This window comes from Sphingomonas sp. LC-1 (genome assembly GCF_025371035.1).
Classification (GTDB): Bacteria; Pseudomonadota; Alphaproteobacteria; order Sphingomonadales; family Sphingomonadaceae; genus Sphingomonas; species Sphingomonas sanguinis_E.
The window spans coordinates 187,170-209,295 of sequence record NZ_JANZXB010000004.1; the positions used below are offsets into that span (position 1 = coordinate 187,170).

Sequence of the window (22,126 nt, forward strand, 5' to 3'; positions counted from 1 at the left end):
CGCCAGGAAGAGGAAGAACCGACACACGGAACCCTTGCCCCTCCCCATGCTTTCCTGCTCCGAGCAACACAGGGGATGAGCATGGGTGCAACGACGTTGGGAGCGCTGGTCGGCTCCGCGATTGATGGAATGTCCGGCGACGATGGCGTCGCCGATGGCGCGATCATCGGAGCGGTCACCGCCAATGTCCTGAAGGTCGTGCTGCCGATCGCCATCACCTATGCGGTGGGCTGGGCCGTGCTTCGCGGCGCGGGCGAGCTCAAGGATCGGGTTTTCGGAGAAGTGCAATGATCGGACGTATCATCGGCGCGCTGGTTGGGCGCGAAGTCAGCCGTCGTGACGGCAATAGCGGCCTGAAGGGCGCGGCGCTGGGCGCGCTGGCGGTGGGCGGCATGCGGCGTCTGGGCCCGCTGGGCCTGGTCCTTGGCGGCGGCTATGCGGCCAAGAAGGCTTATGACCGTCACAAGGCAAGCAAGGTGACGGGCAACCGTTACTGATCGCACCTTTGGACGGCATCGCATACCGCAGCGCGGCAAGCATGTCTTGACGCGCTGCGATTGCGTGCGTCAAAGGCGGACATGCCCAACTCCCCCGCCAACCCCGACGATCCCCACAAGCTGAAGCGCCGCGGCATGTTGTTCGTTCTGTCCTCGCCTTCGGGTGCGGGCAAATCGACGATCGCGCGCAAGCTGCTGGCGGATGATGACGGTCTCCAGATGTCGGTTTCCGCGACGACGCGCGGCGCGCGGCCGGGCGAGGTCGATGGCAAGGACTATCACTTCGTCGATCTCGAGGAATTTCGCCGCATGGTGGCGAACGACGAATTCCTGGAATGGGCGCATGTCTTCAACAATCGCTACGGCACGCCGCGCGCGCAGGTCGAGGCGATGCTGGCGGCGGGCAAGGATGTGCTGTTCGATATCGACTGGCAGGGCGCACAGCAGCTGTTCCAGATCGCGGGCGGCGATGTGGTTCGGGTGTTCATCTTCCCCCCGTCGATGGAGGAACTGCGCCAGCGGCTGGAGCGCCGCGCGACCGATTCGGTCGAGGTGATCGACGCCCGCATGGCCCGCGCCGCGAACGAGGTCAGCCACTGGGACGGTTACGACTATGTCCTGGTGAACGACGATGTGGAGCAGTGCTTCCAGGGGGTGAAGACCATCCTGCAGGCCGAACGCCTGAAGCGCTCGCGCCAGACCGGGCTGATCGGGTTCATCCGGAAACTTACGACGAGGTAACGGCGGCAAGGCGTTCGGGCTGAACGCCGACGGGTCGCGTGCGCTTGGATCGCGCGCCGCAAATCACCCCAGCGCCGTCAGGAACCGCACCACCGCATCATATTCCCGCCGCTTCGCCTCACGCGCTTCGAGGGCGAGATAGTCCTCGCCCCATTGTTCGGCCTGAAAATCCTCGTCGACATGCGCCGCGATCCAAATAGCGTCGGCATCCGCCGCCCCTTCCAGCAGCGCGAGCGCCAGGATCAGCGAGCCGGTGATCGTCACCACCGGTGACAGGGCCGCCAGACGAAACGGCTCCAACGCCGCCACCGCCTGCCCCAGCCGCGCCACCGTCGCGTCGGGCTGGGGCTGGTGCATGATCCCCGTCACCAGCGTGAAGTGCACGTCGTAACGATCACGCGCCCAATCGAGCAGCGGGTTCCACACCGCGTCCTGCCGCGCCACCAGATCGGGCGGCGAATCGGCGCGGTAATAGAGCAGATCGCTTTCGGCATAGCGCGCCAACCCCATGGCGAAGGGCTCCGGGTCGGCGGCGATCCGGTCGATCGCGGCATTGGCCAGCCCGGTCAGCGGCATGGCGCGCGGATCGACGGCCTCCCCGACCGAGCGCCATTCCTCGGCCACCGCCTCGGCCAAGGCGGGCGTCGGCAGCGCCAGCGGGGTGCGCCCCGGCGTTCGCACCGGGCGATCGTCCAGCCGCACGACACGGTCGGAATCGACGGCGACAACGTGCCAGAAGCGCTTCATTCCCCGCCACTCCGCCAGCGATGCGCCAGCCCGGCGGGCACGATCGCGATCATCGCCAGCGCCGCCACGACGATCGCCGCCCCCAGCGCCTTGTGCGGCCAGGCCACCCCGCGCGAAGCCAGCACCACGCCGAACACGGCCCCCGCCACGCCGATCAGCCGGACCAGCACGATAACGAACCAGCGCCGCCGCGCGCGTGCGACATCCTCAGTCATGGCCGCGCCAGCAGGGCTGGCAGATCCGCGACCTGCTCGGCGACGACCTGCGCGCCCGCTTTCACCAGTTCGTGCACGTCATGATACCCCCAGGCGACACCGACCGCATAGGCGCCCGCCGCCTTGCCCATCGCCATGTCGAAGCTCGTATCGCCGATCATCGCCACGTCCTGCGCCGCGACGCCCGTCTCCGCCATCGCGGCCAGCACCATCGAAGGGTCCGGCTTGGATGGGTGGCGGTCGGCGGTCTGGAGCGTGACGAAATGATCGGTCAGCCCATGTTCGGCCAGCACCCGCGCCAGCCCGCGATCGGACTTGCCCGTCGCCACGCCCATCAACCAACCCTGTTCGGCGAGATGATCGAGCAAGGCGGGAATCCCCTCGAACAGGGGTTCGGGCTGCATCGCGCCTGCGGTGCGCAGCCGGAAGAACGCGGCCTTATAGTCGGCGGCAAGCCGGTGATGCGCCTCCTCCGACTGGTCGGGCGCCAACACGCGCATCGCCTCGACCAGGCTCAGGCCGACGATCCGGCGGATCGCGGGCGCCGGGGGTGGGGTCAGGCCGGACAGGGCAAAGGCCTCGACCGCCGCGAGGCAGATATTGGCTTGGCTATCGACAAGGGTGCCGTCGCAATCGAACAGGGCAAGGCGCGGTGGCGTCATCCCCGCTCTCCTATCCGCACAGGCCGCGCGGGGGAAGCATGACGTTTCTCATGAACGACAGCTAACAAGCGCATTCAGCATCGGAACATCGCGAATCGGGCAGAAGAGGATCAACGACGACGGGACCGTCCCGCCGCCGCCGGTTTGAAGATCAAGGGAGATGAAGATGTTCAAGAAGCTCTCGCTCGCTGCCGCCGCCCTTGCTGTCGGCGCGACGGCCATGGTTCCCACCGCCGCTTCGGCGCAGCGCTATTATGACCGCTATGATCGCGGTGCCTATGGCGACGCCTATGCCGATGGTTACAATCGCGGGCCCCGCTACGACCGTGGCTATTATGACCGTCGCGGCTATGATCGCGGCTATTACAATCGTGGTCCGCAGCGGTGCAATAACGGCACCACGGGCACCATCGTCGGTGCGATCGCAGGTGGCCTGCTGGGCCGCACGATCGACACGCGGGGTGATCGTACCCTCGGCACGATCCTGGGCGGCGGCGCCGGTGCGCTGGCCGGTCATGCGATCGAAAAGTCGAATAACCCCGGCTATTGCCGCTAAGCTTCGGGCGAGAGGGGACCTCCCCTCCCCCGATCGAAACGAAACCCCGTCGGCCCTGCGGCCGGCGGGGTTCGTCATGTTGCGGGTGATGCATCCTTCACCAATGCACGACTTGGCTTTCAACCGAGTTCGTCATAACCATTATCCTTGTATAGCAAGGTATACTGCATTATAGAATTTCCCCATGGATATTGCAGGATGGCAATCGCAGTTACGCAAGGGAGCGGCCGAACTCGTGCTGCTATCCGTGCTCGCGCGGGGTGAGGCTTACGGGGTGGAAATCCTGGCCCGCATCCGCGAGGGCGGCGATCTGGTCAGCGAGGGGACGCTATACCCGTTGCTCAGCCGGCTGGAGAAATCGGGCCGCATCGCCTCTCGCTGGGAATTGCCGGTCGAGGGCGGCAATCCGCGGAAATATTATCGCCTGACCAAAGAGGGCGCCGCTCTGGCCACCGCGATGCGCGCCGCCTGGATCGAGTTTCGCACCACCATCACAACCCTAGTGGAGGATCAGCCATGACCGACTCTGCCCGCATCATCGCCGATTATGTACGCCGTCTCCGCTGGTCGTTGCAGGCGATCCCCACCGAGGATCGGGCCGGTATCGTGCGAGAGATAGAAAGCCACCTGACCGACAGCCTCGCCGCGGGATCCGACCGGCTCGACACCAGCCTGTCCGCGCTCGGATCGCCGCATGCGCTGGCGGCGCGGTTCGTTCAGGAATATCGGCTGGCGGGCGCATTGGGCGAGGATCGGTCAGCCCCCTTGCTGCGTGCGATGATGATCCGCTCGGGGCGGAGCGCGGCGGCTTTCGGATCGGTCCTGATCGCGATGCTGTTTTATCTGATCGCCCTGAGCCTCGTCGGCATGGCCGCGCTCAAGCCGCTCTTTCCGGGCCATGTCGGTCTATGGTCGCTGCCCCAGGGGCCGGCATTCGGCATTCTTGCCGATCCACCCGCCGCGCCGGAGCAGATGGGGCTGTGGATCCTGCCGATCGCGATCGCCGGGGCGCTGGCCTGCTATGTGCTGGCGACGCTGGTGTTGCGCAGCACGGGGCGGCATCTGCTGCGCCATGGTTCGGTGATGTGACGGTACCAGGCCGCTGACGAAGCGGGTCCGCCGCGTGAGGTCTAGCTCGCGGTGCCCCCTCCCCGCATTGGGGAGGGGAACCCGATATCAACGAGCGCCCCGGCCGCGCCGCTCGCCGCGCCGTTCCTTGCGATACTGCTTGGCGTGCGCCTTGGCCCGCTGCTTGAGCACGTCCTTGGGCGGCGGACCGCGATCCTCGTCCTGGGGCAGGACATCGCCACGAATCTCGTCGAAGCCGAGCTGGTTCATGCTCTCGGCGAAGTGGCTGGGCAGCTCGGCGGTCTGGTCGATGCGGCCGCCATCGGGATGATCGACACGGATCCGACGCGCATGGAGGTGCATCTTACGGCTGATCCCGCCGGTCAGGAACGCCGCCGCGCCGCCATATTTGCCGTCGCCGACGATGGGATGACCGATCGCCGCCATGTGCACGCGAAGCTGATGGGTGCGGCCGGTGAAAGGCTGCAACTCGACCCAGCAGCAGCGATTGCCCGCCCGCTCGATCACCCGGTAACGCGAGCGCGCGGCCTGGCCGTTTTCCTCATCGACATGCATCTTCTCACCGCCGGTGCCCGGCTGCTTGGCGATGGGCAGTTCGATCGTGCCGTCCTCGATCGAGGGCACGCCGACGACCAGCGCCCAATAAATCTTCTTGGCGGTGCGCCCCGAAAAAGCCTTGGCAAAGAACGCCGCCGCACGCGCATTGCGCGCAACCAGCAGCGCGCCGGACGTATCCTTGTCGAGCCGGTGGACGAGCTTGGGCCGCCCCTCCGCCTCGAACTGCAGCGCGTCGAGCAGACCGTCGACATGGGTGGTCGTCTTGGTCCCCCCCTGAGTCGCCAGACCAGGCGGCTTGTTGAGGACCAGCGCGTCACGATCCTTGTGGATCACCATCTCGCGCGCAAACGCCTCTTCATCTTCGGACAGGATGTTGCGCGGCCGCATCGTCGGCTTGCTGTTCTCGACTAGGGCGGGCTCGGCCGGGGGCACGCGCAGCACCTGGCCCGCTATGATGCGGTCGCCCGGAGTCGCGCGCGCGCCGTCGACGCGCAACTGCCCGGTGCGGGCCCATTTGGCGACGGTCGTAAAGCTGGTTTCGGGCAGGTGCCGCTTGAACCAGCGATCCAGCCGGATGCCGTCATCGTCATAGCCGACCGTGAATTGGCGGACAGAGTCCGTCATGCGAAAATCCTCGTCAACGAAAGTCCGGCCCACAAAGCGGCCAGCGAACCCAATACAGACAGCGCGACGTAAGCGAGCGCCACCGCCCCCTGCCCCCGCTCGATCAGCGTGATGGTGTCCAGCGAGAAGGCGGAGAAGGTCGTATAGCCCCCCAGCAATCCGACACCGATGAACAGCCGCCACCCCTCATGCCCACCGATCCGCGCCAGCGTGCCGGCAAGCACGCCCATGGCGAGACAGCCGAGCCAGTTGACCGCCAGCGTGCCGAACGGAAAGCCGGAGTCGAGTGCCTCGGTCAGCACACGCCCCGTCAGATACCGTCCCCCCGAGCCCAGCGCGCCGCCCAGCATCACGAGTAGAAGCGGTGACATAATCCTGTCCCCCTAGCGCAACCCGGCGTTCCGCGCAAAGGAACAAGCATGGCGGCGGCTTGGCCTATCCGGCCTTGACCACCAGATCGACATCGCTCCCGCCTCCGGCGCGCGCGGTGGCATAGATCATATAGGCTGCGCCCCCCCGCGTCCCGCCCAATACATGCTGCGCGCCGTCCATCTTGTGCTCGGCGGAATAGCCCGCCGCGGCGGCGCGGGTGTAGTAATAATCGATGACCTTGGCGGCGGGTGCCGATGTCCGGATGCTGACGATGCGCAGCGCGCAACCGCCTGCGTCATTGCCGGCCGCCTCCGCCACCTGGCTCGCCGGATAGACGGCCAGTGCGGCGGGCAACCGCCCCGCCCAGGCCGCCGAATAGCGCAGACCCGACAGGCAGGCCGCGTTGCCCGGCTGCTGTCCGGCCTTCGCCGCCAGCGTGAATGCCCCGGCGGAGGCCCGGCATTCAGGGCAATCCCGCGCGGCAAGCGGCGCGGATTTCAGCGTCTTCGGATCGACCGGATCGGCCGGCAACGGCAGGGACGGCACCATGTCGCTGGCGGCCTGGTTGGGGGGACGCACCGCATTGGCGTTGGAGCTTTGGGTCAAGCCGGGATCGACCATGATCTGTCCGGCCAAGGCCTCGCGCAGCTGCGGATCGCGCGTCGGACTGCCGTCGTTCATTGCGGTCAGTTCCTTGTCGAGCGCATTGAGTTGCGCATCATCGTCCTGTCCGCCCGCGCAGGCGGCCAGCATGAGGCACGCCAGGGGAAGGAGATTTCGTCGCGACATGAACATCATGCGGCATTCCTAGCATGAGGAAGCCTCATGATCCTTAACGACATGCTCCTCCCCCTCGGCGATCGTCCCGGTGCGGGATCGTCGGCAGGCCGCTTGTGCATCGGCAGGGGCAGGGCCATGTTCCGCCTATGCTGAACCTGTTCTCGATCCTCATCGGCTTTGTCGCGCTTCTGCTCGGCATCGTGCCGTTCCTGCCCTTCTTCGCCTGGGGCTATTGGTTCGTCATCCCGATCGCGATCGTCGGCGCGGCGGTAGGTGCGCTGTCGTCGCGCAACAGCGGGCGGAATCTCAACCTGATCCTCATTCTGATCTTCGGCTTGCGCCTGATGCTGGGCGGCGGCCTGATCTGAACGACGAACGGCCCGGCGAGTCTCCCAGCCGGGCCGTCCCAATCCTCCGGCCTACCGGATCAGCGGCAGCGGACCTGACCGCGGTCGATCTGCTGCCCCAGCAGCGCACCGCCGCCCGCGCCGATCACCGTGCCCAGCAGGCGCGAACCGCCGCCCGCGATGATGTTGCCCAGCGTGCCGCCGGCCAGGCCACCGATCACCAGACCGGTGGTGCCGTCGTTGCGGCGGCAATAATAACGCCCGTTCATGCCGCGATAGATGCGGTCGTTCCGCCCCAGCGAGCGGGTCTGGTAATAGCGGCCATCGCGATAATAGCGCTCGGGATAATAACCGCGCTGACCCGGCTCGAACCGGTTATAGTCGTAATTGCGCCAGCGGACGTTTCGCATGTCCCGGCGATAGTCCTTGCGGGCGTCGCGAACGTCTTCGCGATATTCCCGGCGCGCCTCGCGAACATCACGGCGCGAATCGGCATCGCGAACGTCACGGCGATAGTCGCGACGGGCATCGCGGATATCCTCGCGATATTCCTGACGCGCCTCCCAACCATTGCGCTGCGCCGCGGCGGGCATGGCGGCAAAGGCGGTGGCGGCGATCGTGGCCGACAACAGAGCGATACGCATTACTCTACTCCCGATTGTGATGATGGCTGAACGATCGTCTTGGCCGCGCTGTTGCGTGAACCGAAAACTACTTCCCGTTCACCGACGGGACAGAATAAGTCATTGCCATTCAAACGAAAAAGGCGCCACCCGAAGGTGACGCCTATTGGGTATAGCCCCGGCGGACCGGGCCGCCCGTGCCTTAGCGGCAGCGACGGTTGCTCGTGCTGCGCTCCACCTCGCGGCCCGCCAGCGCACCGACGGCAGCACCGCCCAGCGTGCCCAGCGTACGGTCGCCGCGCGTATCGATCGTGCGGCCCAGCAGCGCACCCGCGACACCGCCGACCACCAGACCGGTCGTGCCGTCGGGCTTGCGGCAACGGACACGGCCGCGATCGTCGCGCCATTCGCGATACTTGTAGCGGCGCTGCGCATCGGCGGCGGTGACGGGAACCAGCAGCGAGGGGACGACCATCGCGGTGCATCCCAAAGCGAGCATTAATTTCCGCATGACATTGTTCCTTTCGAAATGATCTGATGCCGTAACGTCCATATTCTACTGTCCGTTGCATGAACGCGAGATAACGCCACGTTCATCTGCGGGACGGCCTTTCCGGCGCGGGCCCGGCGCTCTAGGGTCGATGGTGATGTTGCCCGAACCGACCGCCATGCTGCCCGCCGCGATGCCGTGGCTCGACCTTGCCGGGCTGGCGGTGTTCGCCGTCTCGGGCGCGTTGGTCGCGGCCAAGCATCGCCAGACGATGGTGACGCTCGTGTTCTTCGCGCTCATCACCGGGGTCGGCGGCGGGACGGTGCGCGACTTGCTGATCGATGCGCCGGTGTTCTGGGTGCATGATGCGCGCGTGCCGGCGGTTTGCCTGGCCGCCGCCGTCGCGGTCTGGGCGACGCCCGAGCGCTGGTGGCGCGGCAGTGCGCTCGACTGGTTCGACGCGGTGGGGCTGGCCGCCTATGCCGTGTATGGCGCAGCCAAGGCCAGCGGCTATGGCATCCCGCCTATCGCCGCCGCGATGCTCGGCGTTGTGTCGGCCTGTGTCGGCGGCATCATCCGCGACGTGATCGCGGGCGAGCCGTCGATCCTGATGCGGCCCGAACTCTACGTCACCGCCGCCGCCCTCGCCTCGACCAGCTATGTCATCCTGACGCAACTGGGCGTACCCATGGCGGGACCGATCGCCGCGTTGGCGGGGTTCGTGCTGCGCGGGGCGGCGATTCGCTACAGGCTCGCTCTGCCCGCCTATCCGGCTGAGGAGTCGACGGATCGGGGATGATCCCTTGGGCTTCGACTCACCGACCCAGCATCAACTCCGGCCGCACCACCCGGTCGAAAGTCGCTTCATCGACCAGTCCCAGTTCCAGCCCGGCTTCCTTCAGCGTCTGTCCCCTGTGATGCGCGTGCTTGGCGATCTTGGCGGCATTGTCATAGCCGATCTCCGGGGCCAGCGCGGTCACCAGCATCAGCGAACGGTCGAGCAGTTCGGTGATCCGGTCGCGATTGACGGTCATGCCCTCAACGGTGCGCTCGGCAAAACTTTCCATGCCGACCGACAGCAAATGGATCGAACGCAGCACATTCGCACCGATCAGCGGCTTGAACACATTGAGTTCGAGATGACCCTGTAGCCCGCCGACCGTGACGGCGGCATTGTTGCCGATCACCTGCGCCGCGACCATGGTTAGCATCTCGTTCTGGGTCGGGTTGACCTTGCCCGGCATGATCGAGCTGCCCGGTTCGTTGGCCGGAAGCTCAAGCTCGCCCAGCCCCGAGCGCGGGCCCGAACCCAGCAGGCGGATGTCATTGGCAATCTTGGTCAGCGCCACGGCGAGGACATTCAAGGTGCCGTGCAGGTCGACCAGCCCGTCATTGCTCGCCAGCGCTTCGAACTTGTTGGGCGCGGTGACGAAGTCGAGCCCGGTCGCCTCGGCGATCTCGGCGGCGATCGCCTCGGCAAAGCCATGGGGGGCGTTCAGCCCCGTGCCGACCGCCGTACCGCCCTGCGCCAGCGGCAGGATATTGCGGTGGAGCGTCCCCTCGATCCGATCGCGGGCATTGGCGAGTTGCTGCACATAGCCGGAGAATTCCTGGCCCAGCGTCAGCGGGGTCGCGTCCTGCAAATGGGTGCGGCCAATCTTGACGATCGAGTCCCATTCCTTCGCCTTGGCATCCAGCGCAGCGTGCAGCCGGTCGAGCGCGGGATAAAGCTGCCGCGTCACCGCCAGCGCCGCCGCCACATGAAGCGCGGTCGGGAAGGTGTCGTTGGACGACTGGCCGCGATTCACATCGTCATTGGGATGCACGGGTGATTTGCCGCCGCGCGTGCCGGTCAGGATTTCATTGGCGCGGCCCGCAATCACCTCATTGGCGTTCATGTTGGACTGCGTGCCCGAGCCGGTCTGCCAGATGACCAAAGGGAACTGGTCGTCATGCCGTCCGTCGATGACCTCCTGCGCCGCCGATTCGATGGCATCGGCCTTTTCCGCCGTCAGCCCGTGCCCGCGATTGATTCGCGCGGCGGCCTTTTTGACGATGGCGAGCGCATGGACGATGCCGATCGGCATCTGCTCGCGCACGCCAAAGGGGAAGTTCTCGAGGCTCCGCTCGGTCTGCGCGCCCCAATAGGCGTGGGCGGGAACTTCGATCGGGCCGATCGAATCGGTTTCGGTGCGGGTAGCGGTGGGGGTCTGGGTCATGGACTAGGGACTCACCGGATAGGGAATGGGTTCCCGGTGAATATCAAGCCCTCTCCCCTCCGGGGAGAGGGTTGGGTGAGGGGTTGGGGCTGGCGAGACGGCGGAGTGCAGGCCCGGCTCCAGCCCCTCACCCCCGGCCCTCTCCCCGAGGGGGAGAGGGAGAAGGGTCTTGCCCTCCTCCGCTTCCGTTTTACTTCTTCCGCTTGAAGTCCACCGCAACGACGTTGCTGCCGTCCTCGACCGGCTTGGCGACCGGCTCGTCATTCTCGGCCGAATCATGCGGATCGGGATCGCCCTGGGGGTCGTCGGCGACATGGAAGCCCAGCTCGAACTGCACTTCCGGGTCATGGAAGCGGGTGATCGCCGAATAGGGAATCACCAGCTTCGACGGCACCTGGTTGAAGCTGAGGCCGACCGAGAAGCGATTCTCGTCTACCGTCAGGTCCCAGAAGCGATTCTGCAGGACGATGGTCATTTCGTCCGGGAATCGCTCGACCAGCCGCTGCGGGATGTCGACGCCCGGCGCCTGGGTCTTGAAAGTGATGTAGAAATGGTGGGTGCCGGGCAGATGCCCCGTCTCCGCCACCGGGCCGAGTACACGCCCCACCACGGCGCGCAGGGCCTCCTGCACGATGTCGTCATAGGGGATGAGGCTGTCGGGCAATCCTTCGGTCATATCCCTTGGACTAGCGGCCTTTGATCGCGGGTCAAGATTGCATGGGACGGATAGGTGTTTATGGGAAGGCCATGCGCACCGCCACCGTCCACCGCGCCACCGCGGAAACCGTCATCGACGTCACCGTCAATCTCGACGGCACCGGCGTCTATCAGAACGCCACCGGCATCGGGTTTCTCGACCATATGCTCGACCAGCTGTCGCGGCACTCGCTGATCGACCTGTCGGTCAAGGTCGAGGGCGACCTGCATATCGACGGGCATCACACGACCGAGGATAGCGCGCTGGCGATCGGCCAGGCCCTTGCCAAGGCGCTGGGCGACAAGCGCGGCATCTATCGGTACGGCGAGGCGCTGTCGCCGATGGACGAGGTGCTGACCCGCACCGCGCTCGACATTTCGGGCCGCCCCTGGCTGGTGTGGAAGGTGCCGTTCACCAACCCGATGCTGGGCACGCTCCAGACCGAGATGATCGAGCACTGGTTCCACAGCTTCGCACAGGAGGCGGGCATCACGCTCCACGTCGAGCTGCTGCACGGCCACAACAACCACCATATCGCCGAGAGTGTCTTCAAGGGCCTGGCCCGTGCGCTGCGGATGGCGGTCGAGATCGACCCGCGCAAGGCCGACGCCATCCCCTCGACCAAGGGCATGTTGTGACGCTGGCGCTGATCGACATCGAGTCGGGCAATCTCCACTCGGTCGACAATGCCCTGCGCGCGGCGGGGGCGAGCGATGTCGTCATCACCGCCGACCCGGATGTGATCGCCAAGGCTGACCGGATCGTGTTGCCGGGCGTCGGCGCGTTCGGGGCGTGCGCGGCGAATCTGCGCGCCGTCGACGGGCTGGAAGAGGCGCTGCGCGAGGCCGCCCTCAACCGTGCCCGCCCGTTCCTGGGCATTTGCGTGGGCATGCAGCTGCTCGCCGACACGGGCGAGGAGATGGGTGAGCATCGCGGCCTGGGCTGGATTCCCGGCCGGGTCGCGCGACTCACCCCCTCCGACCCGGCGGCGAAGGTTCCGCATATGGGCTGGAACGATGTCCGCCCATTGCGCGACCACCCGCTGATCGTGCCGGGCGAGGCCTATTTCCTCCACAGTTTTGCCTTTACCGGCGAGCATGTGCTGGCGACCACCGACCACGCAGGTCCCGTCACCGCCGCGATCGGTCGCGACACGGTGGTCGGCGCGCAATTCCACCCCGAGAAGAGCCAGCGTTATGGCCTCTCCTTCCTCACCCGTTTCCTGGAGTGGCATCCGTGAGCCTGATCGTCTTCCCCGCCATCGACCTGAAGGGCGGCCAAGTGGTGCGTCTGGCCGAGGGCGATATGGACCGCGCGACCGTCTATGGCGACGATCCCACCCATCAGGCGATGCTGTTCGCCGAGGCGGGCGCGCAGCATCTGCACGTCGTCGATCTCGACGGCGCCTTTGCGGGCGAGTCGGTCAATGGCGAGGCGGTGCAGGCCATCGTCAAAGCCTTTCCCGGTCATGTCCAGCTGGGCGGCGGCATCCGTAATCCTCAGAATGTCGAGCGCTGGTTCGACCTGGGCGTCTCGCGCGTGGTGATCGGCACCGCAGCGCTGGAGAATCCCGACTTCGTGCGCGACATGGCCAGGGCCTACCCGGGCGGCATCGTCGTCGCGGTCGATGCCAAGGACGGCATGGTCGCCACGCGCGGCTGGGCGGACGTGTCGGACGTGTCGGTCGAGGATCTGGCGCGGCGGTTCGAGGATGCGGGCGTCGCGTCGCTGCTGTTTACCGATGTGGGCCGCGACGGGCTGCTCAAGGGCTGCAACGTGCCCGCGACCGTCGACCTGGCCCGCGCGGTGCGCATCCCGGTGATCGCCAGCGGCGGCGTGGCGGGGATAGGCGACATCCATATGCTGGCGCTCCATCATCAGGACGGGGTCGAGGGCGTCATCACCGGCCGCGCGCTCTATGACGGGCGGCTCGACCTGGCGGCGGCGTTGTCCGTGGCGGCGGCCGCATGACCGTCCGGGCGCGCGTCATCCCCTGCCTCGACGTCGCCAATGGGCGCGTGGTCAAGGGCGTCAACTTCGTCGACCTGATCGATGCGGGCGATCCCGTCGAGCAGGCACGCGCCTATGACGCGGCGGGCGCGGACGAGCTGTGCTTCCTCGACATCACCGCCAGCCATGAGGCGCGCGGGACCATCCTGGACGTGGTGCGGCGGACGGCGGCGGTGTGCTTCATGCCGTTGACCGTCGGCGGCGGGGTGCGCACGGCGGAGGATGCGCGCGCGCTGCTGCTGGCAGGCGCAGACAAGGTGGCCGTCAATTCCGCCGCGGTCAGCCGCCCGGAAGTCGTCTCCGACATCGCCGAGCGATTCGGCAGCCAGTGCTGCGTCGCCAGCGTCGATGCGCGGCGGACGGCGGATGGCTGGGAGGTGTTCACCCATGGCGGGCGGCGCGCGACCGGCATCGATGCGGTGGAGCACGCGCTGCGGCTGGCGGAACTGGGCGCAGGCGAGTTGCTGGTCACCTCGATGGACCGGGACGGGACGCGAGGTGGCTACGACCTCGACCTGATCCGCACCATCGCCGACCGGACCAGCGTGCCGGTCGTGGCGTCGGGCGGCGTCGGCGGGCTGGACGATCTGGTCGCGGGCGTGCGCGACGGCCATGCCTCGGCAGTGCTGGCGGCGTCGATCTTCCACTTCGGCGATGCCTCGATCGCGGATGCCCACCGGGCGCTGGCGGCGGCGGGGGTGCCGGTTCGGGCGCATTGAGGTTCGCGCGACGACGCGGAGGGTTTGGTTTCCGGGCGGTCGGCTTGGCGCCCCTTCGACCGATCCCATCTCCCGTTCGTGCTGAGCGAAGTCGAAGCGCACGCCCTGCCCTTTACCGCGTAGGATTCCCGTGGCCTTCGACTTCGCTCAGGCTGAACGGAGGTGGGGTTGTGGCGCCATCGCTTTCGATCGGGAGACCTTCCAGCATTCGAACCGCGGGCCAGCGCCCGCCCCAAATCGAAATCCTCCGCGCCTCCGCGCGAACCGAAAAACCTTCGCGGCTTCGCGTGGAAATCTCCCCCCGATGACCGCCGCCGAGCAGGCTGCTAAACATCCCCCATGCCACTCGTCATCATGACCTCGGCCAATGGCCATAGCGGCGTCGTCCGCCCGCGCAGCCATCCCGAGTTGTCGGACATCGCGCTGTTCGTCTTCGCGATCGGCGCGATCTGGTTTTTGCGGCGTGCGCTGCGTCGCCGGAACCGCAAGGATTGACGCCGCCCGCCGCCTGCGCCACCCACCGCCCATGGACATGCTCGACCGCCTCGAAGCCACGATCCGCGCGCGCCGGGACGATGGCGACGCCGCCACCTCCTATGCCGCCAGCCTGTTCGCCAAGGGCCGCCCGAAGATCGCGCAGAAACTCGGGGAAGAAGCGGTGGAAACCGTCATCGCCGCCATGGCACAGCCCGACAAGCTCGTGTCCGAAGCCGCCGACCTGATGTTCCACCTGATCGTTCTGCTGACCGAGGCAGGCCATTCGCTGGACGATGTCCGTGCCGAGCTGGCGCGCCGGGAAGGCGTGTCGGGGCATGACGAAAAGGCCGCCCGCCTTCCTTGATGGGCCTCGCTGATCCCACGGAGAGTTTCGATGCCGATCGACGCCACCCTTCCCTATGACGACCAGAATATCTTTGCGAAGATCCTGCGCGACGAGATCCCGTCGCGCCGGGTCTATGAAGACGAATGGGCGGTTGCCTTTCACGACATCGCGCCGCACGCCCCGACCCATATCCTGGTGATCCCACGCGGCCCCTATGTGTCGTGGGACGATTTTTCGGACCGTGCGAGCGAGGCGGAGATTGCAGGCTTTGTCCGCGCAGTGGGCCATGTCGCGCGCGAAGCGGGCGCGGTCGAACCCGGCTATCGCCTGCTCGCCAATATCGGCATCGATGCGGGGCAGGAAGTGGCGCACCTGCATGTGCATATCCTGGCGGGCAGGCCGTTGGGCCCGATGCTCGCGCGCTGATCGCCGGGCCGGGTTCCGGCGGAAGGCTTCTCCCTTCGGCGCATTCCACGCGTCTTTGGGATTGCACGTAATAAAATTGCAGCTAACCTTCCTAATCATTCACCGAACGCCGGGCGTGCCCCATGTCGGGGGCGCCCTTCCCTTGGGGGGATTGGACATTCATGATTTTCGGGCGCGTTAAGCCTCTGGACGCCATATTGGCGACCGCTGAGAAGAAGGGGCTGCAACGATCGCTAGGCGCGTTCCAGCTTACCATGCTGGGTATCGGCGCCGTTATCGGCACGGGCATCTTCGTTCTCACCTCCGAAGCCGCGCAAAAGGCGGGGCCGGGGATGATGCTGTCGTTCGTGCTGGCGGGTTTCGTCTGCGCGGTGGCGGCGCTCTGCTATTCCGAGCTGGCCTCGATGGTCCCGGTCGCGGGGTCGGCCTATACCTATACCTATGCGGTCATGGGCGAATTGCTCGCCTGGATGGTCGGTTGGGCGTTGATCCTCGAATACGCGGTCGGCGCGTCGGCCGTCGCGGTCGGCTGGTCGGGCTATGTCGTCGGGCAGCTGCGCAATCTGCTGGGCATCGACATACCGATGGAGTGGGTCAACGGCCCCTCCTCGGGCGGTTATATCAACCTCCCCGCCGTCATCATCTCGCTGCTGGTCACCTGGCTGCTCGTCATCGGCACGACCGAGAGCGCGCGCGTCAACGCGATCCTCGTCGCGATCAAGGTCGCCGCGCTGACCCTGTTCATCGCATTGTCGGTGCCGGTCATGAACGGTGCGCATTTCGAACCCTTCATGCCCACGGGTCTGACCGGCGTGGCGGGGGCGGCCGCGTCGATCTTCTTCGCCTATGTCGGCTTCGACGCGGTGTCGACCGCCGCCGAGGAAACCAAGAATCCGCAGCGCAACGTCCCGATCGGCCTGATCGCGTCGCTGCTGTTCTGTACCGTCTTCTATCTGCTGGTCTCCGCCGGCGCGATCGGCTCGCCTTTGGGTGCGCAGCCGGTGCGCGATGCGGCGGGCACGGTGCTGTCGCCGGGCACGTCCGAACTGGCCGCGCAGTGCAAGGCGATCGTCGCGAGCGGCGTGGCCGAGCCGCTGTCCTGCTCGCGCGAGGCGCTGGCGCATGTCCTGCGTACCATCGGGTGGGAAAAGATCGGCAACCTGATCGGTCTCGCCGCCACGCTGGCGCTGCCCTCGGTCGTTCTCATGATGATGTTCGGCCAGACCCGCGTGTTCTTCACCATGGCGCGCGACGGCCTGCTGCCCGAAAAGCTGGCCTCGGTGCATCCGCGCTATCGCACGCCGCACGTCGTGACGATCGTGACGGGCATCGCCGCGACCCTGGCTTCGGCCTTCCTGCCGGTCGGCAAGCTGGCGGACTATTCCAACTCGGGCACGCTGTTCGCCTTCTTCATGGTGGCGCTGTCGGTGATGGTGCTGCGCAAGACCGATCCGACCCGCAAGCGGCCGTTCCGCACGCCCGCCGTGTTCATCGTCGCGCCCGCCGCGATGATCGGTTGCGCGTATCTGTACTTCTCGCTGCCGCTGGTCGCCATCCTGGTCCTGCCGGGTTGGGGCGCGGTGGGTCTGGCGATCTACTTCCTCTACAGCCGCAAGCGCAGCCATGTCGGGCGCGGCATCGTAGATGTGGTCGAGGATCCGGCGATGCAGCCGGAAATCGCCCGGCCGATCAATCGCTGATCGGCTGACGCGAGACACGAAAAAGGCCCGGAGGAGCGATCCTCCGGGCCTTTTCATTTGGCCTTTGCCATCGAGCCTTACAGGCTGGCGGCCAGTGCCTTCAGGTCGACCTGCGGACGCGCGCCGAAATGGCTGATGATCTCGGCGGCACAGGCCGCACCCAGCGTCAGCGAAGCCTTCAGGTCCTGACCATGCGTCTGACCATAGAGGAAGCCCGAGGCGAAAAGATCGCCCGCGCCGGTCGTGTCGACCACCTTGTCGACCGGATGGGCGGGCACCGTCACCCGCTCATCCCCACGCACCGCCAGTGCGCCCTTCTCGGCGAGCGTGACGACCAGCGTCCCGACCTTGTCCTTCAGCGCGGCGATCGCCGCCTCGACATCCGCCGTCTCGGTCAGCGCGACGATTTCGGTTTCGTTGGCGAAGATCACGTCGATCAGGCCACCGTCGATCAGCGCATGGAAATCGGCGCGGTGACGGTCGATCACGAATTCGGCCGAGGCGGTGAAGGCGATCTTGCGCCCCGCCTCACGCGCCACATCGATCGCGGCGCGCATCGCGGCACGCGGCTCTTCGGGATCCCAAAGATAGCCTTCGATATAGAGATAGGCGGCATCGGCGATCAGCGTGCGGTCGAGCGCATCGGCGGGCAGATAATGCGACGCACCCAGGAAGGTGTTCATCGTCCGCTGCCCGTCGGGGCTGACGAAGATCATGCAGCGGCCCGTCGTCGGCTGCCCGGCGCGTTCCGGCGTGTCGTAGCGGACGCCCGCCGCGCGGATGTCGTGCGCGAAGACCTCGCCCAGCTGGTCGTCGGCGACCTGGCCGATGAACGCGGTCTTGCCGCCGAGCGCCGCGATCCCCGCCAGCGTGTTCGCCGCCGAACCGCCCGAAATCTCACGACCCGGACCCATTTTGGCATAAAGCGCATCGGCCTCTTCGGGCGAGAAGACGAGCTGCATCGCACCCTTGGTCATGCCGTTCTCGGCAATGAAATCATCCTCGGCCGAAGCGAGAATGTCGACGATGGCATTGCCGATCGCCACCACGTCATAAGTGGGGTTGGTCAAAAAACGGACTCCGGGAAATCAGATGGATGCCGCCGCCCTAGTCAGCGGGCCATGGCGACGCAAGAGAGGCCCCACCCCCTTCTACCGCATTGACTTGCAGGGCTGCGTCACGCCATCCCCGGTCCATGATCCGTGCCTTTTTCCTGTCGCTGGCCCAGTTGGGCGATCCGGCGGTCCGCCGGGTGCTGATCCGGTCGCTGGCGGTCACCTTCGCGCTGTTCGCGGCGGCGGGCGTGGCGCTGTGGTGGGGCGTCCGCGCGGCCCTGACCGGATGGCTGGGCGCGCAGGCCGGCGGCTGGTCGGCGGCGCTCACCCTGGTGATCGAAATGCTGGCGCTCTGGCTCGCCTTTCGCGCGGTCGCAATCGGGGTGGTCGGTATCTTCGCCGACGACATCGTCGCGGCGGTGGAGGCCAGGCATTACCCACAGGCGCTGGCCGGCGCACGGCCCATGCCGCTGACGCGGGGCGTGGCGATGGGGCTGGGATCGGCGCTTCGCGTGATCGCGATCAACCTGTTGCTCCTGCCGGTCTACATCGTCCTGCTGGCGACCGGCGTGGGTACCGCTGTGGCCTTTCTGCTCGTCAATGCCTGGCTGCTGTCGCGCGACCTGGGGGACATGGTCGCGGCGCGGCACATGGACGGCCCCGCCATGCGTCGCTGGCGCAAGGCGACCGGACCCGCCCGCTTCCTGTTGGGGCTTGCCGCCGCCGCCCTGTTCGTGGTTCCGGGACTGAACCTGCTGGCCCCCGTCCTCGGGGCGAGCATGGCGACCCATTTCTTCCATATGAGACGACAGGCATGACCCGCCATTTCGCGTTGCCGCTGCTGAGCCTGATCCTGTTGGCGGGCTGTACCGTCTCCCAAAACGCGGCACCGGTCCGTGGCGGCGGCATGGCCCCGGTCGCGGTGCCCTATACCAGTGTCGGGCTCGAGCGTGTGATCGGGCAGGACGCCGCCGGGCTGGTCAAGCTGTTCGGCAATGCCGATGCCGATGTCCGCGAGGGCGCCGCACGCAAATTGCAGTTTCAGGGGAGCTTCTGCGTCCTCGACGCCTATCTCTATCCGAAGGACGGGGCCGAGCCGCGGGTCACCTATCTGGACGCGCGCGAGCCCGATGGCAGTTCGATCGACCGTGCCAGCTGCGTCGCGGCGCTGACCCGGCGCGACGGCGGGCGCTGATACGGCCCCGGCATCGCCATTTACCCTGCTGCGCGGCAACCATGTCGCCATTTATTACAACTGATATAGTTAACGAAAATTCGTCATTTGAAATTGTTCCAAGCAATTGCGGAAATTTGATGCACTGCGGGAACAAATTTACAGATCGACGCGTATGCGCTATCGGGACGTAGAACACCACCGCGTCTTGGCGGTAGTTCGCCATGGGAGATTACGTATGATGAAGTTCCTGTCTGCTGTTGCCGCCACCGCTCTGGTCGCTGCTCCGGTCGCTGCTGCTCCGACGAACCCGGCTGCCAGCCTGTCGGTTTCGAAGTCGGTCCGCGCGTCGGCTCCGACCGCCAAGAGCAACAAGCTGGCCGGCGGCGGCATCCTGGCCGCGATCATTGCCGCTGGCGTCGTTGCCATCGGTGTCGTCGCGATCGTCAAGGACGACGACGCGGACAGCAACTGATTTTCGCGGGCGGGGGAAACTCCGCCCCGATGATTGCCACATGACGAACCATGTGGGGGAAGGGAGCCGATTTCGGCTCCCTTTTCTTTTGCATGGCGTCCTATCAGGCGCCCCATTCCGGACCGTCGGGATCGGGATAGAAGCCGTCGTCCGACGCCGAGGCTTCCGGCTCTGGCCGCTTGCGCTCAGGCGGCAGGACGGGTGCGCCACCGCCGAAGCGGATGCGAATATAGGCGACCGAGCCCTTCAGCCCCTGATAGATCGCCGCCACCTCTTCGCCGCGCCGCATTCGCGCACCGACAAGGGGGGCGCGCTCGGCCGACAGATATCCCAATTGCACGTCGCGCTGGCTGAAGACCGCCACCGCATGGGGATCGTGCCGATTGCGCGGTTCGGGCCGCAGGGTCACCGGCTCGCCGATCGCGGAGGCCATCGCCTCGAAACGCCGATTGCTTCGTGCCTTGTCCTCATTGGGAAAGTCGATCCCGACCACCGCCAGCGTCATTTCATCCATGCATCCTAGCTGGTGAGCCCATGCCCGTCCGTCCAGAGCCCTAACATTTCGGCGCGATCCGGCTATGGTACAATCATCCTGTCCCATTCGGAGTGCCCATGTCCGTTGCCGCCCTGGCGATGCTGCTCGCCGCCCAATCCCCCGCCAACGCCCCCGTCGTCGCGCCCATACTCGCCAGCGCCGATGCGCGCGATGTGCACAGCTTCGCCCGGCCGCTGGAGGCGCGGGTCACCCATGTCTCGCTCAATCTCTATGCCGATTTCGACACGCATGTGATGCGCGGCATCGCGACCCTGTCGGTCGATGCCAAGCCGGATGCCAGGCAATTGGTGGTCGATGACAACGGCCTGCGGATCGTCGCCGTCACCGATGCACAGAACCGCCCCCTACCCTACACCATCGGCCAGGGGGATGCGGTGCATGGTGCGCCGCTGACCATTACGCTGAACGGCCAGCGGACGGTGCGGATCGCCTATGCCTCCGCGCCGGGGGCCAAGGCGCTGCAATGGCTTTCCCCCGAGCAGACGGCCGGCAAGAAGCATCCCTATCTGTTCAGCCAGGGCGAGGCGATCCTCAACCGCAGCTGGATTCCCACGCAGGATTCGCCCGGCATCCGCCAGACCTGGGACGCCACCGTCAACGCGCCGTGCGACCTGACCGTGGTGATGAGTGGCGAACGCGTCGCCAAGTCGCCCTGCGAGAATGGCCGCCACACCGCCAGCTATCGCATGGACAAGCCGGTCGCCCCCTATCTGATCGCATTGGCGATCGGGGACCTGCAGTTCCGCCCGCTGAGCCGCAACACCGGCATCTGGACCGAGCCCGCGATGCTCGACAAATCGGCATGGGAATTCGCCGGGCTCGACAAATTCGTGACCGCTGCCGAGGGGCTGTACGGCCCCTATCGCTGGGGTCGGTACGACGTCCTGGTCCTGCCGCCCAGCTTTCCGTTCGGCGGGATGGAAAACCCGATGCTGACCTTTGCCACGCCGACCGTGCTGGCGGGCGACCGCAGCCTGGTCAGCCTGATCGCGCACGAACTGGCGCATAGCTGGTCGGGCAATCTGGTCACCAACGCGACCTGGGACGATTTCTGGCTGAACGAAGGCTTCACCAGCTATTTCGAGAACCGGATCATGGAGTCGATGTATGGCAAGCGCCGTGCCGACATGGAAGCCGACCTGGCATGGACCGACATGCAGAATGCGGTGAAGGAAGCGGGTGGGGCCCAGTCCGCCGACACCAAGCTGCATCTCGACCTAGATGCGAAACGCGATCCCGACGACGGCATGACCCAGATCGCCTATGACAAGGGTGCGACCTTCCTACGTACGATCGAGTCCGTCGTCGGTCGGGCACGCTGGGATGCGTATCTGCGCCGCTATTTCGACCGCCATGCCTTCCAGCCGCAGACGAGCGCAGGTTTCCTCGCCGACCTGAAGGCGAATTTGCTCAAGCCCGGCGAGGCAGACAAGATCGGCGTCGACCAATGGGTCTATCAGCCGGGCATTCCCGCCAACGCCGTCCACATCCGCTCCGACGCCTTCCCCGCGATCGATGCGGCGGCCAAGGCGTTCGCGGCGGGCGGCCCGGTGTCGGCCGTCCCTGGCAAGGTCACGACGCAGGAATATGTCCGCTTCCTCGACCAACTGCCGCGTCAGCTTTCCGCCGAACGGCTGGCCGCGCTCGACGGGCGGTTTCACTGGAACGACACGGGCAATAGCGAAATCCGTTTCGCCTGGCTTCGCCTCGCGCTCGCCAATCGCTATCCGCCGGCCGAAGCGTCGGCCGAGCAGTTCCTGACCTCGCAGGGGCGCCGAAAATTCGTCGCGCCCTTGTTCCAGCAGCTTCAGGGGCAAGACGAGTGGGGCAAGGCGCTGGCCAAGCGAATCTATGAGAAAGCGCGTCCCGGTTATCATTCGGTAACCCAGGTCACGGTTGATCGTCTGCTGGGTCGATAGAACGAGCCTAATCGGCGGCGAAACGAGGAACCAAATGATCGTTTCGCCGCCC

Annotated in this window: 32 protein-coding genes; 20 read left to right on the forward strand and 12 right to left on the reverse strand. The window is 66.4% G+C overall.

The window, feature by feature from the left end:
* Positions 1-81: 81 nt before the first annotated feature.
* From NZL82_RS07865 to gmk, 3 genes are all read left to right on the forward strand, one after another.
* Complete coding sequence (locus NZL82_RS07865; protein ID WP_261269222.1) at positions 82-291, forward strand: hypothetical protein; 210 nt, start codon at positions 82-84, stop codon at positions 289-291.
* Positions 288-497, forward strand: a complete 210-nt coding sequence (locus tag NZL82_RS07870; protein ID WP_261269223.1) for a hypothetical protein — start codon at positions 288-290, stop codon at positions 495-497. The genes NZL82_RS07865 and NZL82_RS07870 overlap by 4 nt, the downstream gene beginning before the upstream one ends.
* Before the next feature lie 81 nt (positions 498-578).
* The gene (gene gmk / locus NZL82_RS07875) at positions 579-1,238 is read left to right on the forward strand and encodes a guanylate kinase (protein WP_261269224.1); all 660 of its coding nucleotides are present in this window, start codon (positions 579-581) and stop codon (positions 1,236-1,238) included.
* Positions 1,239-1,301: 63 nt separating this feature from the next.
* Here the strand turns inward: gmk and NZL82_RS07880 are convergent, their stop codons facing one another.
* Genes NZL82_RS07880 through NZL82_RS07890 form a run of 3 tightly spaced genes read right to left on the reverse strand, consistent with a single transcriptional unit; the run spans position 1,302 to position 2,862 of the window.
* On the reverse strand, positions 1,302-1,985 hold the full coding sequence (locus tag NZL82_RS07880) for an ATP12 family chaperone protein (protein WP_261269225.1): 684 nt from the start codon (positions 1,983-1,985) through the stop codon (positions 1,302-1,304).
* Positions 1,982-2,200, reverse strand: a complete 219-nt coding sequence (locus NZL82_RS07885) for a hypothetical protein (RefSeq protein WP_261269226.1) — start codon at positions 2,198-2,200, stop codon at positions 1,982-1,984. Before NZL82_RS07885 ends, NZL82_RS07880 begins: the two co-directional genes overlap by 4 nt.
* Positions 2,197-2,862, reverse strand: coding sequence for an HAD-IA family hydrolase (locus NZL82_RS07890; protein ID WP_261269227.1), 666 nt, complete (start codon positions 2,860-2,862; stop codon positions 2,197-2,199). The genes NZL82_RS07885 and NZL82_RS07890 overlap by 4 nt, the downstream gene beginning before the upstream one ends.
* A 166-nt stretch (positions 2,863-3,028) precedes the next feature.
* Here NZL82_RS07890 and NZL82_RS07895 point away from each other — a divergent pair, with 166 nt between their 5' ends.
* The 3 genes from NZL82_RS07895 (at position 3,029) to NZL82_RS07905 (ending at position 4,507) form a co-directional block, all read left to right on the forward strand.
* A complete protein-coding gene (locus tag NZL82_RS07895; protein WP_261269228.1) occupies positions 3,029-3,418 on the forward strand; it encodes a glycine zipper 2TM domain-containing protein in 390 nt (129 codons plus the stop codon).
* A 184-nt stretch (positions 3,419-3,602) separates the two neighbouring features.
* Entirely contained in the window at positions 3,603-3,938 is a 336-nt protein-coding gene (locus tag NZL82_RS07900) for a PadR family transcriptional regulator (protein WP_261269229.1), read from the forward strand.
* Positions 3,935-4,507, forward strand: a complete 573-nt coding sequence (locus NZL82_RS07905; RefSeq protein ID WP_261269230.1) for an HAAS signaling domain-containing protein — start codon at positions 3,935-3,937, stop codon at positions 4,505-4,507. Before NZL82_RS07900 ends, NZL82_RS07905 begins: the two co-directional genes overlap by 4 nt.
* Positions 4,508-4,594: 87 nt before the next feature.
* Here NZL82_RS07905 and NZL82_RS07910 read toward each other — a convergent pair whose 3' ends face one another.
* From NZL82_RS07910 to NZL82_RS07920, 3 genes are all read right to left on the reverse strand, one after another.
* Positions 4,595-5,689, reverse strand: a complete 1,095-nt coding sequence (locus tag NZL82_RS07910; protein ID WP_261269231.1) for an RluA family pseudouridine synthase — start codon at positions 5,687-5,689, stop codon at positions 4,595-4,597.
* The gene (gene crcB / locus NZL82_RS07915; protein ID WP_261269232.1) at positions 5,686-6,060 is read right to left on the reverse strand and encodes a fluoride efflux transporter CrcB; all 375 of its coding nucleotides are present in this window, start codon (positions 6,058-6,060) and stop codon (positions 5,686-5,688) included. The genes NZL82_RS07910 and crcB overlap by 4 nt, the downstream gene beginning before the upstream one ends.
* 64 nt (positions 6,061-6,124) lie before the next feature.
* Positions 6,125-6,859, reverse strand: a complete 735-nt coding sequence (locus tag NZL82_RS07920) for a hypothetical protein (protein WP_261269233.1) — start codon at positions 6,857-6,859, stop codon at positions 6,125-6,127.
* Positions 6,860-6,987: 128 nt separating this feature from the next.
* On the opposite strand from NZL82_RS07920, the gene NZL82_RS07925 reads away from it, so the two are divergent.
* Positions 6,988-7,209 (forward strand): hypothetical protein, encoded by a 222-nt coding sequence (locus tag NZL82_RS07925; RefSeq protein ID WP_261269234.1) that lies wholly within the window; start codon positions 6,988-6,990, stop codon positions 7,207-7,209.
* 59 nt (positions 7,210-7,268) lie between these two features.
* Here the strand turns inward: NZL82_RS07925 and NZL82_RS07930 are convergent, their stop codons facing one another.
* Both NZL82_RS07930 and NZL82_RS07935 read right to left on the reverse strand, forming a co-directional pair.
* Positions 7,269-7,832, reverse strand: coding sequence for a glycine zipper 2TM domain-containing protein (locus NZL82_RS07930; RefSeq protein WP_261269235.1), 564 nt, complete (start codon positions 7,830-7,832; stop codon positions 7,269-7,271).
* Positions 7,833-8,013: 181 nt separating this feature from the next.
* Positions 8,014-8,322 carry a glycine zipper 2TM domain-containing protein gene (locus tag NZL82_RS07935; protein ID WP_261269236.1) on the reverse strand — a complete coding sequence of 103 codons (309 nt, stop codon included), beginning with the start codon at positions 8,320-8,322 and terminating at the stop codon, positions 8,014-8,016.
* Positions 8,323-8,458: 136 nt separating this feature from the next.
* Here NZL82_RS07935 and NZL82_RS07940 point away from each other — a divergent pair, with 136 nt between their 5' ends.
* Positions 8,459-9,100: a trimeric intracellular cation channel family protein gene (locus tag NZL82_RS07940; protein WP_261269360.1), complete on the forward strand. Its 642-nt coding sequence runs from the start codon at positions 8,459-8,461 to the stop codon at positions 9,098-9,100.
* 16 nt (positions 9,101-9,116) lie between these two features.
* On the opposite strand, the gene fumC is transcribed toward NZL82_RS07940, so the two are convergent.
* Both fumC and NZL82_RS07950 read right to left on the reverse strand, forming a co-directional pair.
* Positions 9,117-10,520 (reverse strand): class II fumarate hydratase, encoded by a 1,404-nt coding sequence (gene fumC, locus NZL82_RS07945; RefSeq protein ID WP_261269237.1) that lies wholly within the window; start codon positions 10,518-10,520, stop codon positions 9,117-9,119.
* Between the two features lie 190 nt (positions 10,521-10,710).
* Complete coding sequence (locus NZL82_RS07950; protein WP_261269238.1) at positions 10,711-11,196, reverse strand: SspB family protein; 486 nt, start codon at positions 11,194-11,196, stop codon at positions 10,711-10,713.
* 71 nt (positions 11,197-11,267) lie between these two features.
* On the opposite strand from NZL82_RS07950, the gene hisB reads away from it, so the two are divergent.
* The 8 genes from hisB to NZL82_RS07990 all read left to right on the forward strand — a co-directional run bounded on the left by hisB (position 11,268) and on the right by NZL82_RS07990 (position 16,895).
* Positions 11,268-11,855 (forward strand): imidazoleglycerol-phosphate dehydratase HisB, encoded by a 588-nt coding sequence (gene hisB, locus NZL82_RS07955; protein ID WP_261269239.1) that lies wholly within the window; start codon positions 11,268-11,270, stop codon positions 11,853-11,855.
* Complete coding sequence (gene hisH, locus NZL82_RS07960; RefSeq protein WP_261269240.1) at positions 11,852-12,457, forward strand: imidazole glycerol phosphate synthase subunit HisH; 606 nt, start codon at positions 11,852-11,854, stop codon at positions 12,455-12,457. The genes hisB and hisH overlap by 4 nt, the downstream gene beginning before the upstream one ends.
* On the forward strand, positions 12,454-13,188 hold the full coding sequence (gene hisA / locus NZL82_RS07965; protein WP_261269241.1) for a 1-(5-phosphoribosyl)-5-[(5-phosphoribosylamino)methylideneamino]imidazole-4-carboxamide isomerase: 735 nt from the start codon (positions 12,454-12,456) through the stop codon (positions 13,186-13,188). Before hisH ends, hisA begins: the two co-directional genes overlap by 4 nt.
* Positions 13,185-13,946 (forward strand): imidazole glycerol phosphate synthase subunit HisF, encoded by a 762-nt coding sequence (gene hisF, locus NZL82_RS07970; protein ID WP_175313885.1) that lies wholly within the window; start codon positions 13,185-13,187, stop codon positions 13,944-13,946. The genes hisA and hisF overlap by 4 nt, the downstream gene beginning before the upstream one ends.
* Before the next feature lie 339 nt (positions 13,947-14,285).
* Positions 14,286-14,441, forward strand: a complete 156-nt coding sequence (locus tag NZL82_RS07975) for a hypothetical protein (protein WP_261269242.1) — start codon at positions 14,286-14,288, stop codon at positions 14,439-14,441.
* Between the two features lie 31 nt (positions 14,442-14,472).
* Positions 14,473-14,787 (forward strand): phosphoribosyl-ATP diphosphatase, encoded by a 315-nt coding sequence (locus NZL82_RS07980; RefSeq protein WP_261269243.1) that lies wholly within the window; start codon positions 14,473-14,475, stop codon positions 14,785-14,787.
* A gap of 30 nt (positions 14,788-14,817) precedes the next feature.
* Positions 14,818-15,195, forward strand: coding sequence for a histidine triad nucleotide-binding protein (locus NZL82_RS07985; protein WP_261269244.1), 378 nt, complete (start codon positions 14,818-14,820; stop codon positions 15,193-15,195).
* Between the two features lie 161 nt (positions 15,196-15,356).
* Entirely contained in the window at positions 15,357-16,895 is a 1,539-nt protein-coding gene (locus NZL82_RS07990) for an amino acid permease (protein WP_261269245.1), read from the forward strand.
* Positions 16,896-16,972: 77 nt separating this feature from the next.
* Here NZL82_RS07990 and NZL82_RS07995 read toward each other — a convergent pair whose 3' ends face one another.
* The gene (locus NZL82_RS07995) at positions 16,973-17,965 is read right to left on the reverse strand and encodes an adenosine kinase (protein WP_261269246.1); all 993 of its coding nucleotides are present in this window, start codon (positions 17,963-17,965) and stop codon (positions 16,973-16,975) included.
* Positions 17,966-18,090: 125 nt separating this feature from the next.
* Between NZL82_RS07995 and NZL82_RS08000 the strand changes: the two genes are divergently transcribed.
* The 3 genes from NZL82_RS08000 (at position 18,091) to NZL82_RS08010 (ending at position 19,599) form a co-directional block, all read left to right on the forward strand.
* Entirely contained in the window at positions 18,091-18,768 is a 678-nt protein-coding gene (locus NZL82_RS08000; protein ID WP_261269247.1) for an EI24 domain-containing protein, read from the forward strand.
* Entirely contained in the window at positions 18,765-19,145 is a 381-nt protein-coding gene (locus tag NZL82_RS08005; protein ID WP_261269248.1) for a hypothetical protein, read from the forward strand. Before NZL82_RS08000 ends, NZL82_RS08005 begins: the two co-directional genes overlap by 4 nt.
* A gap of 217 nt (positions 19,146-19,362) precedes the next feature.
* On the forward strand, positions 19,363-19,599 hold the full coding sequence (locus NZL82_RS08010; RefSeq protein ID WP_261269249.1) for a hypothetical protein: 237 nt from the start codon (positions 19,363-19,365) through the stop codon (positions 19,597-19,599).
* A gap of 103 nt (positions 19,600-19,702) precedes the next feature.
* Here the strand turns inward: NZL82_RS08010 and NZL82_RS08015 are convergent, their stop codons facing one another.
* Entirely contained in the window at positions 19,703-20,113 is a 411-nt protein-coding gene (locus tag NZL82_RS08015) for an HIRAN domain-containing protein (protein WP_261269250.1), read from the reverse strand.
* 98 nt (positions 20,114-20,211) lie between these two features.
* Here NZL82_RS08015 and NZL82_RS08020 point away from each other — a divergent pair, with 98 nt between their 5' ends.
* A complete protein-coding gene (locus NZL82_RS08020) occupies positions 20,212-22,074 on the forward strand; it encodes a M1 family metallopeptidase (protein ID WP_261269251.1) in 1,863 nt (620 codons plus the stop codon).
* Positions 22,075-22,126 lie beyond the last annotated feature (52 nt).

What these genes read in the sequence shown, in the direction of transcription:
- NZL82_RS07865 (WP_261269222.1), top strand. Translation starts at nt 82, where the DNA reads ATGGGTGCAACGACGTTGGGAGCGCTGGTCGGCTCCGCGATTGATGGA.
- NZL82_RS07870 (WP_261269223.1), top strand. Translation starts at nt 288, where the DNA reads ATGATCGGACGTATCATCGGCGCGCTGGTTGGGCGCGAAGTCAGCCGT.
- gmk (WP_261269224.1), top strand. Translation starts at nt 579, where the DNA reads ATGCCCAACTCCCCCGCCAACCCCGACGATCCCCACAAGCTGAAGCGC.
- NZL82_RS07880 (WP_261269225.1), bottom strand. Translation starts at nt 1,985, where the DNA reads ATGAAGCGCTTCTGGCACGTTGTCGCCGTCGATTCCGACCGTGTCGTG.
- NZL82_RS07885 (WP_261269226.1), bottom strand. Translation starts at nt 2,200, where the DNA reads ATGACTGAGGATGTCGCACGCGCGCGGCGGCGCTGGTTCGTTATCGTG.
- NZL82_RS07890 (WP_261269227.1), bottom strand. Translation starts at nt 2,862, where the DNA reads ATGACGCCACCGCGCCTTGCCCTGTTCGATTGCGACGGCACCCTTGTC.
- NZL82_RS07895 (WP_261269228.1), top strand. Translation starts at nt 3,029, where the DNA reads ATGTTCAAGAAGCTCTCGCTCGCTGCCGCCGCCCTTGCTGTCGGCGCG.
- NZL82_RS07900 (WP_261269229.1), top strand. Translation starts at nt 3,603, where the DNA reads ATGGATATTGCAGGATGGCAATCGCAGTTACGCAAGGGAGCGGCCGAA.
- NZL82_RS07905 (WP_261269230.1), top strand. Translation starts at nt 3,935, where the DNA reads ATGACCGACTCTGCCCGCATCATCGCCGATTATGTACGCCGTCTCCGC.
- NZL82_RS07910 (WP_261269231.1), bottom strand. Translation starts at nt 5,689, where the DNA reads ATGACGGACTCTGTCCGCCAATTCACGGTCGGCTATGACGATGACGGC.
- crcB (WP_261269232.1), bottom strand. Translation starts at nt 6,060, where the DNA reads ATGTCACCGCTTCTACTCGTGATGCTGGGCGGCGCGCTGGGCTCGGGG.
- NZL82_RS07920 (WP_261269233.1), bottom strand. Translation starts at nt 6,859, where the DNA reads ATGATGTTCATGTCGCGACGAAATCTCCTTCCCCTGGCGTGCCTCATG.
- NZL82_RS07925 (WP_261269234.1), top strand. Translation starts at nt 6,988, where the DNA reads ATGCTGAACCTGTTCTCGATCCTCATCGGCTTTGTCGCGCTTCTGCTC.
- NZL82_RS07930 (WP_261269235.1), bottom strand. Translation starts at nt 7,832, where the DNA reads ATGCGTATCGCTCTGTTGTCGGCCACGATCGCCGCCACCGCCTTTGCC.
- NZL82_RS07935 (WP_261269236.1), bottom strand. Translation starts at nt 8,322, where the DNA reads ATGCGGAAATTAATGCTCGCTTTGGGATGCACCGCGATGGTCGTCCCC.
- NZL82_RS07940 (WP_261269360.1), top strand. Translation starts at nt 8,459, where the DNA reads ATGTTGCCCGAACCGACCGCCATGCTGCCCGCCGCGATGCCGTGGCTC.
- fumC (WP_261269237.1), bottom strand. Translation starts at nt 10,520, where the DNA reads ATGACCCAGACCCCCACCGCTACCCGCACCGAAACCGATTCGATCGGC.
- NZL82_RS07950 (WP_261269238.1), bottom strand. Translation starts at nt 11,196, where the DNA reads ATGACCGAAGGATTGCCCGACAGCCTCATCCCCTATGACGACATCGTG.
- hisB (WP_261269239.1), top strand. Translation starts at nt 11,268, where the DNA reads ATGCGCACCGCCACCGTCCACCGCGCCACCGCGGAAACCGTCATCGAC.
- hisF (WP_175313885.1), top strand. Translation starts at nt 13,185, where the DNA reads ATGACCGTCCGGGCGCGCGTCATCCCCTGCCTCGACGTCGCCAATGGG.
- NZL82_RS07975 (WP_261269242.1), top strand. Translation starts at nt 14,286, where the DNA reads ATGCCACTCGTCATCATGACCTCGGCCAATGGCCATAGCGGCGTCGTC.
- NZL82_RS07980 (WP_261269243.1), top strand. Translation starts at nt 14,473, where the DNA reads ATGGACATGCTCGACCGCCTCGAAGCCACGATCCGCGCGCGCCGGGAC.
- NZL82_RS07985 (WP_261269244.1), top strand. Translation starts at nt 14,818, where the DNA reads ATGCCGATCGACGCCACCCTTCCCTATGACGACCAGAATATCTTTGCG.
- NZL82_RS07990 (WP_261269245.1), top strand. Translation starts at nt 15,357, where the DNA reads ATGATTTTCGGGCGCGTTAAGCCTCTGGACGCCATATTGGCGACCGCT.
- NZL82_RS08000 (WP_261269247.1), top strand. Translation starts at nt 18,091, where the DNA reads ATGATCCGTGCCTTTTTCCTGTCGCTGGCCCAGTTGGGCGATCCGGCG.
- NZL82_RS08005 (WP_261269248.1), top strand. Translation starts at nt 18,765, where the DNA reads ATGACCCGCCATTTCGCGTTGCCGCTGCTGAGCCTGATCCTGTTGGCG.
- NZL82_RS08010 (WP_261269249.1), top strand. Translation starts at nt 19,363, where the DNA reads ATGATGAAGTTCCTGTCTGCTGTTGCCGCCACCGCTCTGGTCGCTGCT.
- NZL82_RS08015 (WP_261269250.1), bottom strand. Translation starts at nt 20,113, where the DNA reads ATGGATGAAATGACGCTGGCGGTGGTCGGGATCGACTTTCCCAATGAG.
- NZL82_RS08020 (WP_261269251.1), top strand. Translation starts at nt 20,212, where the DNA reads ATGTCCGTTGCCGCCCTGGCGATGCTGCTCGCCGCCCAATCCCCCGCC.